Genomic DNA, 17,562 nt, shown 5'->3' with positions numbered 1-17,562 from the left:
TTTGGGGCATATCCTTGCTCTTAGATTCTGGTTATTCGATAGTCTTGTAAAAATTGCGATAAAAAAGCAAGCTTTGGCTACAAAAAAATAAAACTTAATCCGAAATATGTTTTTGAATTGCCTCATATAATTGATAACAGTCGATTGGAGATTTCATTTGGTTAATAATATTCTGAATCAATTGCCAGCTTACACCGTGGTGACGTTCTAATAAAAAATAAGGATAAGCAGATTCAGTTCGTGACAGATTTAAACGGTTTTGCCCATGAATCACCCGAATTTTTTGCCGCTCTTTTAGTAAGAGTAGCGGTGTCTTAAAGTCAGCAGGACTTTCCTCAAATTGAATAAACTTTTGTGTTTGGAAAAGTTGTGCAGGAATAAACGGAAGATAGTTTTCATTTTTCCAAATTAAAGCTGCTTTTTGTGTATAGCTATAAAATAGCGCCTCGAAACCGGTAAAGGTTTCTGCAAGGTCTTCCCAGGAAATTTCTTTAATCGCAGCGATACGGTGTTGGTATGGTTCAGTAAATCTATGCATTACATGAACCGTTTGGATTTGATTTTCAACGCCGAACAACACTAAATATTTCCTAAAACAATTCTGCGAATCGATTTGTTCAGCCAGATAAATCGGACGTTCTTGCCAGTTTTCTAAATCTGAAGCATGGATGAGTAAATCAACATATTGAGAAATTTCTGGAAGACTTGGGACTTCTAAACCATATACCGCTTCTGCAGCAATTTTTTCATGAAGAGGTTGAAGACGCGCAATATACGAGGCTAGTTCTACAGTTTGGGGGAAATCCTTACTGATTGATTTTTGATTTGTTATTGCAGGAATTGCCTGCGGATTATCCTCTGATATAGGGGGCAGTTCATTAATACCTTGCGTATTCGTTTGCTGCACTTCTGAAGCGATGCGGTTTACATGGTCGGAAGCAGGAATGATATCAACTTTGGGTTCAAGCAAACTTGAATTATAGACCTGATTTTGTTGCTGTATTGCAGGTGTATCCGGACTCAAATTTGTTTCGGGTTTGGCTGAAGCAAGGGTAATGGGTTGTTCTAACATGCCCAGTTTTTGTTTTAACTTATCGTCAGTTTTCAGGCAGCTATAGCGTTGTTGCTGTTCTAGCATCCACCGATAAATATCATCTAGATTTCCCCAGGCACTTGTCAATGCGCTGCGGTTTGAGGCTGGAATTAACCACATTTGCCAACCTTGTGCAGGGCGGTACAAAATGGCCCAACCTGATTCAGCATTTTGGTAAAGTGCTTGTTGCAAATCATGATCTTGTTGAAAAAAACCACGATAAGAAAGTTTAAATAACGTTTGATTCGCAAAATCTGTTGCGGCTTGCTCAGGTTGAGTTTGAGACTTAAATTTTAAAAGTTGTTTTTTAAAAATGGGTTCATCACATAAACGAAAAATTTCGATTAAACGCGATTTTGATTTTGCAATTTCAAAAAAAGATAAAGAACCATGTTCCAAATCATTTAGCAAATGATGTAATTCTTTAACCAGCAAAGCTTTTTCTAAGGCATTCATAAACCGATCTCTAGAGATATTTTTGTGCTTTTTCTAGATAACTTGCCAATACCATATTAATAGCAAGCTCAAGTAATTTATATTCTGCAGAGTTGGGTATTGGATAGCCTTCAGCGAGCACAATCAAACGATCAATGTTAATGGCTTGCGGAGGAATTTTACCTTGAATGAGCGCTTGAAGTTCATACATAAGAAAATGGTTTCACTCAATGAAGTTATTAAGTTAATACTTTGATTATATGGATTTAAAAAGAAAAAGCATTGAGAAATATTGTCATATTTTGAGCATTTATAGACATAAACAGCATAGAATGTAGATTTTAGATAAAAAATATTCAAATTTTTTACGGCTAAAGTCGCAAAATAGATCGTGAGTTATTGTTTTATTTTTCATCAAATTGAAAATAAATAGATTAATTGGTGCTCGAGATTTTGTATTAAGTATAAGTAGCATGAAAGAAAATAAAATTAATTTTTGACATAAAAAACAGACTGAGTTAGGTCAGTCTGTTTTTTATGGAATAAGCTAGCTCTTATGCTGGTTTTTTCACAGTCATTTTAGTCTGCTCTACGGCTTCAGAAGCAGGGGCTTTTTGTTCCGCATTTACAGTTTCAACTGCCTTTTTAGCAGGGAAATCTGGAACAAAAACAATTTGAGCAGATACATTTGCAGAAAAAGCCACAACAGCGATAGCCAAAACAGATTGAATAGCGTTCATCATTATTTCCTTTAGGTGAAAGGATGCCTAAAAAAATAGGCAAGGGAGATAAATAAAATATATTTCACGTAAAGGGTATCAAAAAGTGAGCAAGTTATGGAAGTACTTGAGGCAGGAAAAAAATGAACGGTGAGTTTAAATTATTATATAAATCATATATTTAGAGTTTTTGCTCTAAGACAGATTGTCTTTCCACAATCTGTCTTAAATGGTTTAAAAATATCAATTTTTATGACATTTGCTTTGGCATTTTTTCTCATAAACTTTACCAGAAATGCCGCCAATAATAGCGCCACTCACGGTACCGAATACAGGTAATATACTTCCCGCAACAGCACCAATCAAAGCACCCGTGACCGTAGGTGAAAAAGGCGATTTCATGCTTGAGCGCTGTCCAGACGTAGAATCTGCAGTTGAATCAACACTAGAATTTTGAGCTTCAGTATTCATATTTACCTCTTATAAAGTTGAATGATTGAGAACTTAAATGTTCCGCATATCAGACTAGCGAATTGTGCCTCTGGTTGTGTCAAAGCCTTGTATATATAAGTTGTGTTTTGTAAGAACTAAATCGCTGATATTGGTATTGTGTCTTACGTGTAAGTTTTTGCGGTGTAATGTTAAAACCCAAAATTTTGTTTAGAAAATATCCTATGATCTGGATTCACAAAAATAAAACTCGAGGTTGAAACGATGGCTATCGCAAAGGTTGTTGAAGTTAATTCAAGCAGTAATAAAAGTTTTGAAGATGCAATTCAGACCGGTATTGAGAAAGTGACCGAAACAATAAAAAATGTGCAGGGTGCATGGATTAATGAGCAAAAAGTAGTAATTAAGGACAATAAAATTACTGAGTATCGGGTAAATTTAAAAATTAGTTTCTTGGTCGATTAGCTTGATGCAGCTTGAAGTTAAAAAATCCCCTAAGCAGGGGATTTTTAATTAACAGAGATTGTAAATCACTGTCATCTAAGATGAGATAGAATTACTTTTCTGAAATATCACAGAGATCATCTTTGCAGACTGCTGCCTCATCGGTTTTGACTTCCACTTGAGGGGCTTCCAAAGCTTTTTCAAAGACTTGTAAAAACACTTCACGCGGTTGTGCGCCAGCCAATGCAATGCGTTGATCAAACACAAAAAACGGTACACCGGTGACTTTTAATTGATCACGTGCGACTTCTTCATCAAATTTAACGAAATCAGCATATTCTTCTGAGTTTAAAACATCTTCCACTTCAACTGGATTTAAGCCAATGCGTGCAGCAACGTCTTCAATTGTTTCACGTTCACCAATCGGTAAACCTTGAGTCATATAACTATAGAAAAAAGCTTCTTTGGCTTCTGAACCCAATCCTTTACTTTGAGCCAAGTGAATAATGCGATGCGCATTAAAGGTGTTACCTGAGTTGGCATTTTCCCAATTGAATTGAATTCCTTCCTCAGCTGCCATAGTGGCAATATTACGTTGCATTTCCTCAACCTCTGCAACTGTGCGTCCGTATTTCTGCGCGAGACGTTCAGAGTTTGAAACTTCCTGACGGATTGGCGCTTCTGGATCTAATTCATAACTATGCCAGTGAACTTCAAGTTCTAAACCTGCTTGTTCAGCAGCAGCTTCAAGACGTTTTTTACCAATATAACAAAATGGGCAAACCACATCTGACCAAATATCTACGCGCATGAGAAATCTCGAATCTTTTATTGCCTATATTGATGGGGGTGCAGATAAAAATTTAAAGCATGAAAATTGAATTAAAGTTGAATCGTGCCAGAAAAACGCGATCTGTTTGAGCGGAATAAATAAGCAGAATGCTTTTGAATCGGGTTATGCTATGAAAAAGTCAGTATAGGGGAGTTTCGCATGCCAAGGATTTTTCTCATCTTAGGATTGGCGACATGTACCATATTTGGTTGGCTGTTTTATCAGTATTCAGTACAACAAAATGACCTGAGTCAACTTAAGGATTACCAGACTGTATTGTATGAAAAAGCAGAACTCATTTATGAACAAGCGCAAGACTGGTCTGAACCGATTAATATCAATGTGTCAGATAATCGTTTACAGGGCGACTATAAAGTGATGGCTGACTTTGTGCTGAGTCAGATGATTCAAAATGCTGAAGCCAGGAATGAGTATTTACGAGCGCTTAAAGCAATTCATTGGGATGAATTTTTAAATATTGACCGCTTGGATCAAGACCGTAAACAAAAGTTTGTAGAGACTGAGCAGATGTTGAAACAGGCCCATCTTCTAACCGCACAGTATCAACAACAAACCCAGCAACGTGAAGAGGATACTTTAACGCGAGCCAAGCATTTATCCATTAAAGCCAATCTGCGACATCAGTTAACGGATAGCCTGCGTGAAAGTCGAGACAGTGATAAAACCCATGCTTTATTTGCATTGGAGTTGCAAATATTAACTAAAGCCGATGCTTTGTTTGAAATTCTGAAAAATAATAAATGGGAGAAAAAGAATAAAACGTTTATGTTTTATGAAGATCAACCTTTAAAGCAATTTAATGCTTTGTATCAGGAGGTATTGCAGTTAAATGCAGAAATGGAAAAAATTAAAAAGCAAAATCGCAAAGCGGTGGAACAGCATTTATAGGGTTTGAACGTGCATCATCCTGAACAGATCAGGATTGAATTTAATTTTTTTATGTAAAAGAAATGATCCGCTTGGAATCCATTTTCTTAAAATCAAAAAAGCGTACCGAAGTACGCTTTTTTAATATTATTCAATTTTTGTGATTAAGCAATTTTAGCTTCTGGCTGAGCTGCAAGCATATGGCCAGTTTCTTCAAAGTTAGAGTGCCATGAAAGCGCTTCACGAAGCAGGTGAGGAGTATGGCCACCTTTTGCACATGAACGGTCAAAGTAATCATTCAATGCATCACGGTACATTGGATGCGCACAGTTGTCGATGATTGCACGAGCGCGTTCACGTGGTGCTAAACCACGTAAGTCGGCAAGACCCTGTTCAGTCACAAGGATATCAACATCATGCTCAGTATGGTCGATATGTGATGCCATTGGTACGATTGAAGAGATGTCACCACCTTTTGCAATCGACTTGGTCACAAAGATTGCCAAGTGAGCATTACGTGCGAAGTCACCTGAACCACCAATACCGTTCATCATTTTAGTACCGCAAACATGAGTTGAGTTTACGTTACCGTAAATATCAAATTCGAGCGCAGTGTTGATGCCGATAATCCCTAAACGACGAACCAATTCAGGGTGGTTAGAAATTTCTTGTGGACGAAGTACCAGTTTGTCTTTGTACGCTTCTAGATTGTTAAATACTTTTTCGCCATATTTAGCAGAAAGCGTAATTGATGAACCTGATGCAAATTTCATTTTACCGGCATCGATCAATTCGAAAGTACAGTCTTGCAGTACTTCAGAATACATCACTAAATCTTCAAAGTTTGAATCTTTAAGACCGGTCAATACTGCGTTGGCAATAGAACCAATCCCCGCTTGTAATGGGCCTAAATCTTTCGGTAAACGACCTTCAGCAACTTCTTGTTCAAAGAAATTGATCAAATGGTTAGCAATACCTTGAGTTTCATCATCTGGAAGGGTCACAGTAGATGGAGAGTCATGATATTCATTGTTAATTACAATACCGACAATTTTAGCAGGATCGATATTGATTGCATGTGTACCAATACGTTCATCTACTTGAGTCAAAGGAATCGCTTGACGTGTTGGACGATAAGTCGGGATATAAATATCGTGTAAGCCTTCAAAAGCAGGGCTTAAGTTCGTGTTAATTTCTACAATTACTTTTTCAGCAAAAATGGCAAAGCTTGCAGAGTTACCTACAGATGTGGTTGGGATGATGCCGCCATCTTCAGTAATTGCAACTGCTTCAATAATTGCAATATCCGGTTTTTTAAGCTGAAGGTTACGCATTTGTTCAACGGTTTCAGACAAATGCTGATCGATGAACATCACTTCGCCTTGGTTGATGGCTTTACGTAAAGTATTATCCACTTGGAAAGGTAAACGGCGAGCAAGAACACCCGCTTCAGTTAATTGTTTGTCTAAGTCGTTACCAAGACTCGCGCCAGTAATTAAAGTAATTTTCAAAGGATTACTGTGAGCTTGCTTAACAAGTGCCAAAGGAACAGCTTTCGCTTCACCTGCACGAGTAAATCCACTCATACCTACAGTCATACCATCTTGGATAAAAGTAGCAGCTTGTTCGGCACTCATGACTTTGTCATGAAGTGATGCTAAACGAATACGATCTAAAGACATGGTTTACGCTCAATTCTTGTTCAAAACTAGGTGGATTGTACCGCCCTAAAAAGGAATTGTGCATGCCTGTTAGGCTAAGGTCTAATTTTTTGAAAAAATGTGGGTATAACAATTTTTTATGGGTTTTAATTTATTGATTTTAAAGGGCTAAAAAATAACAGATTAATATTTAAACAAATCTGTTTGTGTGTTATTTGTGCAATTGTTAAAAGTGTTCAGTTAATGTTTGTTTAATTTTTCCCAAAGTAGTTGGAGCAACCTCTTCTTCTGTTTGATTGTGAAGAATAGGTAAACAAATAAGCGCTTCCAACCCGCCTTGAGGGCGATTGTGAATTGTAAGTTGCCCCTGATGCATGTCAACAATACGTTTCACAATGGCTAAACCCAAACCACTACCTTGTATGGTACGTGCTTCATTGCCTCGCACAAACGGTTGCATTAAGTCTTCAATCTGATCTTCTGGAATACCATCTCCGTTGTCCGCAACACTAATATAAATATGCTCATTTTCAACTTTGGCTGATAATTCAATAGGTTCAGCACCATAACGTTTCGAGTTATTAATTAAATTACCAATCATACGTTTTAAAGACTGGCTACGGGCCTGAATGAGGGGTATATCTTGGGCTGTAAAACGGATATCTAAAGGTTTGAACTGAATGACTAATTCTTGTAACAGCATATTAATGTCAGTGTCTTGTAATTCCTCATCTGAGCCATCTCGCATGTATGAAATGAACTGATCAAGAATTGCATCCATATCTTCTACATCATAAATCAAACCTTCTTTAAGAAAGTCTTCATCAGGCATCATTTCTGCGCTTAAGCGAATTCGGGTCAAGGGTGTACGCAAGTCATGTGAAATTCCTGCCAGCATAATACGGCGGTCACGCTCAGTCTGATCCAGGGTATAAATCATTTGATTAAAAGCTTGGTTTACTTCACGAATTTCTTGAGGACCATGGTTGGTTTCCAGATAAGGAGCAGAACCGGTTTTACTATAGTTATTTGCCGCATTTTGCAGACGACGTAAGGGGCGATTTAATTGGCGAACCAAAGTCAGAATAATTGCAGCAGCAATCAGTGGCACACCAAGCAACCAGCCAAACACCAGTTCCGGGCTATAGTTGGCATAGGTTTTTAAGGGTTCACGTACCCAATGGCCATTCATTTCAGGGGTTTGAATCCAAATACGCGGACTCGGCTTAAACTGGAAATAGACGGTCACATTTTCAACTTTCAGTTCTTTGGCTAACTTTTTCTCAATTTGGTTGGTAAAAAACTCGGCAATGACTTTATCACGCACACTCGGATATTCTTTCGGGTCGGTAACGTATTCAATTCCGACGCGGTTTTTTAACCAGGTATCGACATCCACTTCGGCATTATTATGAAAAATACGTAAATCTGGATTATTGATAATTTCTAGTTCAACACCTAAATAACGTGCATGCTGCTGAATCTCAGGCAAATAAAGCGTACGCCAAAAGAACCATAACGACATAAATAAACTGAAGAATACAATGAATAATACCAGCACAGTGGTACGCATTGCAGCAGAACGCGGCTTAATCTTGTCAAAAAAGCGTTCCGAGCGGGTTCGCTTCTTTTCCGAATAAGTCTCAAAATCAGTAAATTTCTGTGGGTCGATGGGTTCGAGTTTCACACCTGATTCCTATGGTGAATTTGGGGCGAACAGTTTAAGGCTAATAGCGGATTCTTCCTGTTTGTCCGTTTATTGGAAGGAGCTCAACAGGTTACTTTTTCGAAAAAAGTAACCAAAAACTTTTGCCATTCACAAAACCTGTTCACTGTTATCTGTTTACTTAGAGCATCGCAGAAACAATATTTATCGCATGAAGGGCAAGTTGTGAATGGCATGTATACGTATCTATTCTCAGTTTGAATAACAAATAGCTTTGTATTCAAACATTGTAGTCATTATTCCGCACCATCTGGAACAAAGACATAACCTACGCCCCAAACGGTTTGAATATAGCGTGCACGGGCAGGATTTTCTTCAACCAGACGGCGTAAACGAGATACCTGAACATCAATCGAGCGTTCCATGGCACCCCATTCACGACCACGGGCAAGGTTCATCAACTTGTCACGCGTCAACGGTTCACGCGGATGTTGCACCAGTGCTTTAAGTACAGCGAACTCACCTGTAGTCAGCGTTACCACTTGACCTTCACGGGTCAGGGTACGTGTCGATAAATCCAGTGACCATGGACCAAAGCTGACCACTTCCATGTGCTGGCTAGGTGCACCTGGAACTTCGCGTACTTGACGACGTAGTACTGCACGGATACGTGCTAAAAGTTCATTTGGGTTAAATGGTTTTGGCAAGTAGTCATCTGCACCGGCTTCAAGTCCTGCAATACGGTCAGAGTCACTACCGCGTGCAGTCAGCATGATAATTGGTGTATCGATATTGGACTGGCGTAAACGACGGCAAATGCTTAAGCCATCTTCCACGGGTAACATGAAATCGAGCACGATCAGGGAGAAAAGTTCGCGCTGTAATAAACGATCCATTTGTGTTGCGTCGTGTGCAGTTTTGACCACGAAGCCTTTATCTTCTAGAAAGCGCTGTAATAATGTACGTAAACGCACATCATCATCTACAACGAGAATGCGTTCGACGCGATCAGTTTCGTTTTGTACTGGATCTGTTTTTTCAGCAGGTACAACTAAACTCATGATGTGCTCCTTTATTCTTTATTGTCATCGTAAACAAAAGTTCGGATAGTCTTGAGTATACGATTCATTTGTATCTGTTTACTATGCTCTAAAGCAACAAATATAGCAGGTAAAATCAAGACATAGATACCAAATGTATACATCTAAATTGTAGTTGATCTTGCTGAATATTCAGATTAAAAATCTACTTATCAATTAATTTTGTAGGCAATTATAAAAGTCACATTGATTGGCAATATTGACCACTTATAAATTTAATAAAAACAATTGTGGATTTTATGGTCTTGGTCTTTATAATCATGCCATTTAGTACTTATCCTTGTGGGATCAAACACGATGACTGACTTAGTTCAGCAGTTAGCAAAAGAAATTGCCGTACGTCCAAATCAAGTAGAAGCTGCCATCAAGCTAATTGATGAGGGTGCAAGCGTTCCTTTTATTGCACGTTACCGTAAAGAAGTAACTCAGGGCTTAGACGATACGCAGTTACGCCAACTCGACACGCGTTTATCATATCTGCGCGATTTATTTGAGCGCCGTGAAAAGGTGATTGAATCTCTGAAAGAACAAAATAAATTGTCAGATGATTTATTGAATCGCGTCAACGCTGCTGAAACCAAGAATGCTTTAGAAGAGCTTTACGCGCCGTACCGCCCAAAACGTACCAGCAAATCATTTAAAGCCAAAGAAGCAGGCTTGGGTCCAATCGCGGAAAAAATCTTTACAGAGCAAGTTGATCCGACTGAAGCTTTAGCTGGCTTTAGTCATGAAGATTATCCAGATGTAGAAAGTCAGCTTGATGCGATCCAGCACATTCTGATTGATGACTGGGCGCAAAACATTGCTTTGACTACAGAATTAAAAGCGAGCTTTGCGAAAACTGCTGTTTTAAAAAGCGCAGTGGCAAGTGAAGAGAAAAAAGAAGTCGGTAAGAAATTCCGCGATTACTTCGATTTCTCTGAAAACTTCAATAAAGTCCCTTCACACCGCTTGCTTGCAATGTTACGTGGCCGTCAAGAAAACGTATTGGGCTTAAAGGTGGATGGTGAAGATGATGCACTCTTGGCGCGTATTGAAACCGAATACAATCTTGATTCGGTTCAACCACAAGCGCGTGCAGATTACTTGAAACAGACTGCTAAGCTGTTCTGGTTAGGTAAAATTCGTCCACAAATTGAACATTCATTGTTGACTGAAAAACGTCTTGCCGCTGAAAGCGAGGCAATGGATGTATTTGCTGAAAACTTACGTCACTTATTGCTTTCTGCACCTGCAGGCGCGCGTACCACTTTGGGCGTTGACCCAGGTATCCGTACTGGCGTGAAATTGGCTGTAGTCAATGCTTCAGGTGATGTCGTTGCCCACAGTACGATTTACCCATTTGCGCCAAAAGAAGACAAAGAAGGTTCAATTGCTGAACTTGCACGTCTGTGCCGTGAATTCAATGTCGATTTAATCGCGATTGGTAATGGCACAGCAAGCCGTGAAACTGAAGCGGTTGTTGCGGAAATGATGGCTGCAAATGCAGACTTGAATCTTACTCGCGTTTCAGTATCGGAAGCGGGTGCATCGGTTTATTCAGCGTCTGAATTGGCATCACAAGAGCTTCCAGAGCTAGACGTTTCAATTCGTGGTGCAGTATCCATTGCCCGTCGTTTACAAGATCCATTGGCGGAACTGGTAAAAATTGATCCGAAATCGATTGGTGTAGGTCAATATCAACATGACGTAAACCAAACAGGCTTGGCGAAAACCCTTGAAGCTGTGGTTGAAGACTGTGTGAACTCGGTTGGTGTGGATGTAAATACAGCATCTCCTGCAATTCTTTCGTATATCGCAGGTTTGAATAAATCGATTGCACAACAAATTTTTGAATATCGTAAAGAAAATGGTCGTTTTGACAACCGTCAAGCCTTGAAAAATGTACCTCGTTTAGGTGAGCGTACTTTTGAACAGGCAGCTGGTTTCTTGCGTATTCAAAATGGCTCTGAACCATTGGATGCATCTGCGGTTCACCCTGAAAGTTACGCTTTGGTGAGCAAAATTGTTGAAGCAAAAGCAACCACTGTAAAAGATATTATTGGTAATTCAGAAATTATTCGCCAAGTAAATGCTGAAGCTTTTGCGGATGAAAAATTTGGTCTGCCAACGATTCAAGACGTACTGAGCGAACTGGAAAAACCCGGTCGTGATCCACGTCCAGAATTCCGTACTGCGAAGTTCCGTGAAGATATTACCGAAGTATCGCAATTGACTGACGGCATGCAACTTGAAGGCGTGATCACCAATGTCACCAATTTTGGTGCATTCGTAGATGTCGGCGTACATCAAGACGGCTTGGTACATATTTCTGAACTGGCGAATGAGTTTGTGTCAGATCCACACAAAGTGGTGAAGCCGGGTCAAATCGTTCAAGTACGTGTATTACAAGTGGATGCTGAGCGTAACCGTGTGAACTTGTCTATGCGTCCTGAAGGTTCTGAAGCACCCGCTAAAGCGCCACGTCAGCCACGCCGTGAGCAAAATGCTCAAACTGAACAACGTGGTGAACGCAAGCCACAAGCGAAGCGTCCGCAAAATGCACGTCCTCAAGGCGACCGTCCACAAGGTCATAAAAAACCTCAAGCTGCTAAACCACAAGAGCAAAAAATTGGTGGTTTGGGTGCATTGTTATTACAAGCCGGGATTAAAGGTTCAAAGTAATCTTTAATTACTAAAAAAACCTCCCATTTGGGAGGTTTTTCTATCTTTGAATAATAAGTTTAGATTGCCATTTATTGTCAATAAAAGATACTAATTCAAAGGCTTGTATAGAGTTAAATTCAGGAAGTTGTTTAAAACTATTTATTAGCTTTAAAAAATAATTTTCAATTTCAAAGTTACTCAGAGCAATTTCAAATAGCTTTTGTCCAATAGTGGTAAGTAAAAAGAAATTAGGTTTAATTTCGTGAAGGTTATCACTAAGGTGGAGAGCTATAAAATTAGTTTTATTAACATAAATTGATGGGAAGCTTTTATCACCATAAGTGACTTGATGTAGTTCTTTTTTGAAAAAAACATCTCCAGGATGTAGACCTTTAATAATATTTAAGTCAATTAACTCAGATAAAATTGAAGGTGGTACATAAGAGTAATTTTCCTCAGCTGATAGAGCATTATTACAATATAAATTTCCATCGCAAATAAATGGTAATAGATCAATAAAAGCTTCCAGATGCTTTTTACTGATTAATGAAAATGTATTTAAAACTAAATAATTGATAGAGCTTGGTGTTGTAATTTCTTCACCTAAAATTCTGCCCCATAAGTCTTGTAACTCATCTTCAGAAACCTCTTTCCCATAATTCATCCATTTATTGAAGAAAGTTTCTGAGATTTGTTCATCATTGATTTCTTCATCAGCTTTTTTAGATAAATGTTTATAAGCTTTGCTTAAGCATTTACTTAAGTTTTCAGATTGGTTTTGATGATTTTGAGCAAGAATTAATCCTAAAGGCGAGGAGGGATTCCCAATTTGATCTTCGATTAAAAGAAATTTTCCGTCTCTAAATTCAGCAAGACCATTTTGAATAAGCTCTGCATCTTTTTGATTTTGGGTTGTAGAAAGAGTTTCAAGGCGCTTTTGCTGAAGAATTTTTTTGGAAAATAATAAATCTATGAGCTTATCTGTTCCTTTTGCCGCCCCTTTAGTTGCGGCAGCAGTAGCTATTGTAGTAATCGGATCTATCATAATTTTCAATATGTTGATTCTTATTAATATTACAATAATTGAAAACCTCCCAAGTGGGAGGTTTTTTTATGCAAGCTTTGGCACAATCCAGCTACAAATAATCAGCATAATGCCCAAATGCCCCAACTTACGGCTCACCTTTTCCAATGTTGAAACTTCTACCGGCGACTGTTGAGATGCACGTTTCATTTTTAGCGATGCCATCGACTTATTGAAATGCAGAAATATAGCCAAATCGATACAAATTAAAATACTACCAACATCACTGACTATATCCATCAATTGATAGTCTTGTTGATGGATAGAAGTAACTATTCGGTAGCAAAGAAACAGGGCAAAAGCACAACAGGCATATTGAAAAATAACAGCAGCAATCCGCATAAAAAATCTAAAAGCAAAAAAATGATGCGTGTTTATAACATAAAAAAGCCAGTCTCATGACTGGCCTTCATTTGAAAATATCTTATGAAAAGATTTTACCAATGTTCACCCGGGAACAAACGAGCATACGCTTTTTGCACCCAATTCAATTTCTGTGGTTGACCGACCGAAGCTGAAGAGCTTGGGAACAGGTTATAACCAATAGACATCAATTTATTATTGATATCTGGCGCAATAGAGTAGGTGATAGAAGCCAAACGGCCTAAGTGAGTCGCCACTTTCTTCGGACGCTTCACAATGGCATAAGCAATTAGATCTGCTGCCTGTTCAGGAGAAAGGGTTGGTACATATTTATAAATTTTGGTTGGTGCAATCATCGGGGTGCGTACCAACGGCATGTAAACTGAAGTAATCGCAATTTTATGCGAATGAACTTCGGCGGACAAGCAGCGGCTAAACGCATCCAGTGCAGCTTTAGATGCGACATAAGCTGAAAAACGTGTTGCATTGGCCAATACACCAATCGAGCTGATGTTAATGATATGACCATCACGGCGCATCATCATCTGTGGTAAAATATTCATGACTAAACGGATGGCACCGAAGTAATTCAGTTGCATGGTACGTTCAAAATCATGAAAACGATCGGATGATTCGTGTACTGCACGACGAATAGAACGTCCCGCATTATTAATTAAAATATCAATATGATCGACAGACTCTAAAACCTGTTTAGAAACTTCATCAATCGATTCCATGTTATTTAAATCACATGGAAACACTGAAGCCTGTCCACCTTTTGCTTCAATTTCTTGTTTAACTTGATCTAATGTTTCTTTGGTACGGGCCACCAATAAAACATGTGCGCCTGCATCGGCAAGTTTATGTGCAGCAGTTAAGCCAATACCACTGGATGCACCTGTAATTAAAACCACTTTGCCGTTGACGCGGTTGCGAAAAAGTTTCTCTAGTCTTGAATTCACGCTGTTTTTCCTAATTTAAATAGAACAAAATGCTAACTTATGTTTTTTCTAGTTGATTATTTGACTCAAAATATTGGGGAATTGAGCTCTTCTCGTGTAGGTTATGATAACCAAAGTTAAAAAAAAATCTATAAATAAGTTGTTGAATTTACAAATATAATTAGAGTAATTGCTCTATTTTTATTCTTCTTATAACTTAATTTTTACCATGAATTCAAAAAAAAGCAAAGAGAAATAAGCAAAAACCATTGAAGAAATAAAAACCTTCTTCTCATTGAGGAAGAAGGTTCAGTTTAAAGTAGCTTATAAAAAATTAAACTTGAGCAAGCGCCTGTTCTAAATCATTAATTAAATCATCAATATGTTCAATTCCAACTGACAAGCGAACCATGTCCGTGCTGACTCCCGCTGACTTCAATTCTTCCTCATTGAGCTGGCGATGGGTGGTCGTGGCAGGGTGGCAAGCGAGACTTTTTGCATCCCCAATATTCACCAGACGGGTAAAGAGTTGCAATGCATCAATAAATCGAGTTCCACCTTCAAGCCCATCCTGTACCCCAAAAGACAGAATCGCAGATGGTTTGCCTTTCACGTATTTTTGCGCCAAAGCATGCTGTGGGTGATCTTTTAAGCCAGCATAATTGACCCATTTTACTTTTGGATGCTGCTGTAAATATTCAGCCACTTTTTGCGCATTTTCAGTATGGCGTTCCATACGTAAATTTAAAGTTTCCAAGCCTTGCAGAATCAGGAATACACTGAGAGGGCTAATTGCGGCACCAGTATTGCGTAATGGCACCACACGTGCACGCGCGATATAAGCGGCTGCACCTAAAGCTTTCACATAATTCACACCGTGATAGCTTGGATCAGGTGTATTCAGCACTTTGAAACGTTCAGGATATTTGCCCCAAGGAAATTTGCCACTATCCACAATGGCGCCACCAATCGAGTTGCCATGACCGCCAATATATTTGGTTAGTGAGTGCACCACAATATCGGCACCATGTTCAAAAGGTTTCAGTAGAGCAGGGGTGGCAACCGTGTTGTCGACAATAACGGGTACACCATATTCATGCGCAATTTTCGAAATCGCTTCCAGATCGATAATATTGCCCAGTGGATTACCAATCGATTCCACAAACACCAGTTTGGTCTTTTCATCAATCAGACCACGCAGCGCTTCAGGATTCTGATAATCAAAGAAACGCACTTCAATGCCTTGTTTTGGCAATGTATGCGCAAATAAGTTATAAGTTCCGCCGTATAAAGTCGAAACAGAGGCAATATTGTCACCGGCTTCAGCAATGGTCTGAATAGAATAGGTAATGGCTGACATGCCGGATGCCAAGGCCAATGCACCAATACCACCTTCAAGTGCTGCCAGACGTTGTTCTAAAACGGCTGTAGTCGGGTTCATAATACGGGTGTAGATATTGCCCTGAACCTTTAAATCAAATAAATCGGCCCCATGTTGAGTATTGTCAAAGGCATAAGATGTGGTTTGATAAATCGGTACAGCCACTGCTTTTGTGGTTGGATCTGGGCTATATCCCGCATGGATGGCCAGGGTTTCATCTTTATAGGTCATGTTTACATCATCTTCGTGAGTTAAATATTGATCGAGTTTAGCATTTCTATATATAAATCAAAGTGCTATTTAAATGAAATTGTTATCTTAAATATTCATATCAGTGATCATTTTTCAATTCAGCTTGAACCAGTTTAAGTTTGGGTAATATGTTTAAAAAATAAACGCGACCTGAGTTGTAACATTCTATTGAAGATGCGAGCTATGCCTTATTTTTTCGGCACTTTCATCGTATAATGCCCGCTATTATTTGTTTGCATAATATTATGGTTATGCGAATGTGGTTTTTTCTATAGAGGAGTCCTACGTGGCCCAATATATTTACACGATGAACCGTGTGTCAAAGATGGTTCCGCCTAAGCGCGAAATCCTGAAAGACATCTCTTTATCATTTTTCCCAGGCGCAAAAATTGGTGTGCTTGGTTTAAACGGTGCAGGTAAATCTACCTTGCTTCGTATTATGGCGGGCGTAGATAAAGATTTCTCAGGTGAAGCACGTGCTCAACCGGGTATTAAAATCGGTTATCTTGAGCAGGAACCACCATTAGATCCAAATAAAGACGTTCGTGGTAACGTTGAAGATGGTTTACGTGAACCCCTAGATGCCTTGGCGCGTCTGGATGAAGTATTTGCTGAATATGCAGCAGAAGATGCTGACTTCGATGCACTTGCAAAAGAACAAGAGAAGTTAGAAGCAATTATCCATTCTTGGGATGCGCATAACCTGACTAACCAAATGGATCAGGCTGCAGCAGCACTGAACCTTCCAGCTTGGGATGCAGACGTAAACTTGCTTTCAGGTGGTGAACGTCGCCGTGTTGCATTGTGTCGTTTATTGTTATCTAAACCGGATATGTTGCTTCTTGATGAACCGACGAACCATTTGGATGCAGAATCTGTCTCTTGGTTAGAACGTTTTTTGAAAGACTTCGCCGGTACCATCGTTGCGATTACGCATGACCGTTATTTCTTGGATAACGTGGCCGAGTGGATTCTGGAGCTTGACCGTGGACATGGTATTCCTTACCAAGGCAACTATTCTTCTTGGTTGGAACAGAAAAATGCCCGCTTAGAGCAAGAAAACAAACAGGAAGAATCTTTTGCCAAAGCATTGAAAAAAGAACTTGAATGGGTTCGTTCAAATGCCAAAGGTCAGCAAAAGAAAAACAAAGCGCGTATGGAACGTTTTGAAGAACTTAACTCACGTGAGTTCCAACAACGTAACGAAACTTCTGAAATCTATATTCCACCTGGTCCACGCCTAGGTAACAAGGTTGTAGATGTTGAAGGCATTAGCAAATCATTTGATGGTCGTTTGCTCTATGAGAACTTAACCTTCTCTGTGCCACCGACTGCGATTGTGGGTATTGTGGGTCCTAACGGTGCAGGTAAAACTACACTGTTCCGTATGATGACTGGCGAGCAACAACCCGATACCGGTACAGTAACCTTGGGTGAATCCGTTAAAGTGTCTTACGTGGGTCAGCTGCGTGATACTTTGGATGACAATAAAACCGTTTGGGAAGAAATTTCTGGTGGTCTCGATATCTTGAAGGTAGGCGATTACGAAATTGCATCACGTGCTTATATCGGTCGTTTCAACTTTAAAGGTCAAGATCAGCAAAAAC

Annotated in this window: 16 protein-coding genes; 4 read left to right on the top strand and 12 right to left on the bottom strand. The window is 39.2% G+C overall.

What is annotated here, in order from left to right; translation table 11 throughout:
- Nucleotides 1-94: 94 nt before the first annotated feature.
- From E0H89_RS15310 to E0H89_RS15295, 4 genes are all read right to left on the bottom strand, one after another.
- Nucleotides 95-1,549: a hypothetical protein gene (locus tag E0H89_RS15310; RefSeq protein ID WP_131218245.1), complete on the bottom strand. Its 1,455-nt coding sequence runs from the start codon at nt 1,547-1,549 to the stop codon at nt 95-97.
- A 10-nt stretch (nt 1,550-1,559) separates the two neighbouring features.
- A complete protein-coding gene (locus E0H89_RS15305; RefSeq protein ID WP_131218243.1) occupies nt 1,560-1,739 on the bottom strand; it encodes a hypothetical protein in 180 nt (59 codons plus the stop codon).
- 343 nt (nt 1,740-2,082) lie between these two features.
- Complete coding sequence (locus E0H89_RS15300; RefSeq protein ID WP_131218241.1) at nt 2,083-2,268, bottom strand: hypothetical protein; 186 nt, start codon at nt 2,266-2,268, stop codon at nt 2,083-2,085.
- 222 nt (nt 2,269-2,490) lie between these two features.
- Nucleotides 2,491-2,718, bottom strand: coding sequence for a glycine zipper domain-containing protein (locus E0H89_RS15295; protein ID WP_131218239.1), 228 nt, complete (start codon nt 2,716-2,718; stop codon nt 2,491-2,493).
- 243 nt (nt 2,719-2,961) lie between these two features.
- Here E0H89_RS15295 and E0H89_RS15290 point away from each other — a divergent pair, with 243 nt between their 5' ends.
- Nucleotides 2,962-3,162 carry a dodecin family protein gene (locus tag E0H89_RS15290; RefSeq protein WP_067868960.1) on the top strand — a complete coding sequence of 67 codons (201 nt, stop codon included), beginning with the start codon at nt 2,962-2,964 and terminating at the stop codon, nt 3,160-3,162.
- 91 nt (nt 3,163-3,253) lie between these two features.
- On the opposite strand, the gene E0H89_RS15285 is transcribed toward E0H89_RS15290, so the two are convergent.
- On the bottom strand, nt 3,254-3,952 hold the full coding sequence (locus E0H89_RS15285) for a DsbA family oxidoreductase (RefSeq protein WP_131218237.1): 699 nt from the start codon (nt 3,950-3,952) through the stop codon (nt 3,254-3,256).
- A gap of 180 nt (nt 3,953-4,132) precedes the next feature.
- Here E0H89_RS15285 and E0H89_RS15280 point away from each other — a divergent pair, with 180 nt between their 5' ends.
- Nucleotides 4,133-4,882: a hypothetical protein gene (locus tag E0H89_RS15280; protein ID WP_131218235.1), complete on the top strand. Its 750-nt coding sequence runs from the start codon at nt 4,133-4,135 to the stop codon at nt 4,880-4,882.
- 143 nt (nt 4,883-5,025) lie between these two features.
- On the opposite strand, the gene scpC is transcribed toward E0H89_RS15280, so the two are convergent.
- The 3 genes from scpC to ompR all read right to left on the bottom strand — a co-directional run bounded on the left by scpC (nt 5,026) and on the right by ompR (nt 9,249).
- Entirely contained in the window at nt 5,026-6,543 is a 1,518-nt protein-coding gene (gene scpC / locus E0H89_RS15275; RefSeq protein ID WP_131218233.1) for a succinyl-CoA:acetate CoA-transferase ScpC, read from the bottom strand.
- A 205-nt stretch (nt 6,544-6,748) separates the two neighbouring features.
- Nucleotides 6,749-8,209 (bottom strand): ATP-binding protein, encoded by a 1,461-nt coding sequence (locus E0H89_RS15270; RefSeq protein ID WP_131218231.1) that lies wholly within the window; start codon nt 8,207-8,209, stop codon nt 6,749-6,751.
- A gap of 275 nt (nt 8,210-8,484) precedes the next feature.
- On the bottom strand, nt 8,485-9,249 hold the full coding sequence (gene ompR / locus E0H89_RS15265; protein ID WP_067726874.1) for an osmolarity response regulator transcription factor OmpR: 765 nt from the start codon (nt 9,247-9,249) through the stop codon (nt 8,485-8,487).
- Nucleotides 9,250-9,585: 336 nt separating this feature from the next.
- Here ompR and E0H89_RS15260 point away from each other — a divergent pair, with 336 nt between their 5' ends.
- Nucleotides 9,586-11,952: a Tex family protein gene (locus E0H89_RS15260; RefSeq protein ID WP_131218229.1), complete on the top strand. Its 2,367-nt coding sequence runs from the start codon at nt 9,586-9,588 to the stop codon at nt 11,950-11,952.
- Nucleotides 11,953-11,992: 40 nt separating this feature from the next.
- On the opposite strand, the gene E0H89_RS15255 is transcribed toward E0H89_RS15260, so the two are convergent.
- The 4 genes from E0H89_RS15255 to E0H89_RS15240 form a co-directional block, all read right to left on the bottom strand.
- Nucleotides 11,993-12,979, bottom strand: a complete 987-nt coding sequence (locus tag E0H89_RS15255; RefSeq protein ID WP_131218227.1) for a DUF2806 domain-containing protein — start codon at nt 12,977-12,979, stop codon at nt 11,993-11,995.
- A gap of 66 nt (nt 12,980-13,045) precedes the next feature.
- Nucleotides 13,046-13,360 (bottom strand): hypothetical protein, encoded by a 315-nt coding sequence (locus tag E0H89_RS15250; RefSeq protein WP_131218226.1) that lies wholly within the window; start codon nt 13,358-13,360, stop codon nt 13,046-13,048.
- A gap of 95 nt (nt 13,361-13,455) precedes the next feature.
- Nucleotides 13,456-14,343, bottom strand: coding sequence for an SDR family NAD(P)-dependent oxidoreductase (locus E0H89_RS15245; protein ID WP_131218224.1), 888 nt, complete (start codon nt 14,341-14,343; stop codon nt 13,456-13,458).
- A 313-nt stretch (nt 14,344-14,656) separates the two neighbouring features.
- Nucleotides 14,657-15,934 (bottom strand): O-acetylhomoserine aminocarboxypropyltransferase/cysteine synthase family protein, encoded by a 1,278-nt coding sequence (locus E0H89_RS15240; RefSeq protein ID WP_131218222.1) that lies wholly within the window; start codon nt 15,932-15,934, stop codon nt 14,657-14,659.
- Nucleotides 15,935-16,241: 307 nt separating this feature from the next.
- Between E0H89_RS15240 and ettA the strand changes: the two genes are divergently transcribed.
- Nucleotides 16,242-17,562: energy-dependent translational throttle protein EttA (gene ettA / locus E0H89_RS15235; RefSeq protein WP_131218220.1), on the top strand; the 1,321-nt coding region annotated here is incomplete at its 3' end.

Origin of the sequence: Acinetobacter sp. ANC 3781 (assembly GCF_004331285.1) — a bacterium.
Classification (GTDB): domain Bacteria; phylum Pseudomonadota; class Gammaproteobacteria; order Pseudomonadales; family Moraxellaceae; genus Acinetobacter.
The sequence above is the reverse complement of the archived record's forward strand: the minus strand, read 5'-3'. Positions and strand labels throughout refer to the sequence as shown.

Bases quoted from the DNA above. Each gene is read 5' to 3' on its own strand.
- E0H89_RS15285 (WP_131218237.1), bottom strand. From the start codon at position 3,952: ATGCGCGTAGATATTTGGTCAGATGTGGTTTGCCCATTTTGTTATATT.
- ompR (WP_067726874.1), bottom strand. From the start codon at position 9,249: ATGAGTTTAGTTGTACCTGCTGAAAAAACAGATCCAGTACAAAACGAA.
- E0H89_RS15305 (WP_131218243.1), bottom strand. From the start codon at position 1,739: ATGTATGAACTTCAAGCGCTCATTCAAGGTAAAATTCCTCCGCAAGCC.
- E0H89_RS15300 (WP_131218241.1), bottom strand. From the start codon at position 2,268: ATGAACGCTATTCAATCTGTTTTGGCTATCGCTGTTGTGGCTTTTTCT.
- E0H89_RS15260 (WP_131218229.1), top strand. From the start codon at position 9,586: ATGACTGACTTAGTTCAGCAGTTAGCAAAAGAAATTGCCGTACGTCCA.
- E0H89_RS15250 (WP_131218226.1), bottom strand. From the start codon at position 13,360: ATGCGGATTGCTGCTGTTATTTTTCAATATGCCTGTTGTGCTTTTGCC.
- E0H89_RS15295 (WP_131218239.1), bottom strand. From the start codon at position 2,718: ATGAATACTGAAGCTCAAAATTCTAGTGTTGATTCAACTGCAGATTCT.
- scpC (WP_131218233.1), bottom strand. From the start codon at position 6,543: ATGTCTTTAGATCGTATTCGTTTAGCATCACTTCATGACAAAGTCATG.
- E0H89_RS15255 (WP_131218227.1), bottom strand. From the start codon at position 12,979: ATGATAGATCCGATTACTACAATAGCTACTGCTGCCGCAACTAAAGGG.
- E0H89_RS15240 (WP_131218222.1), bottom strand. From the start codon at position 15,934: ATGACCTATAAAGATGAAACCCTGGCCATCCATGCGGGATATAGCCCA.
- E0H89_RS15280 (WP_131218235.1), top strand. From the start codon at position 4,133: ATGCCAAGGATTTTTCTCATCTTAGGATTGGCGACATGTACCATATTT.
- E0H89_RS15290 (WP_067868960.1), top strand. From the start codon at position 2,962: ATGGCTATCGCAAAGGTTGTTGAAGTTAATTCAAGCAGTAATAAAAGT.
- E0H89_RS15310 (WP_131218245.1), bottom strand. From the start codon at position 1,549: ATGAATGCCTTAGAAAAAGCTTTGCTGGTTAAAGAATTACATCATTTG.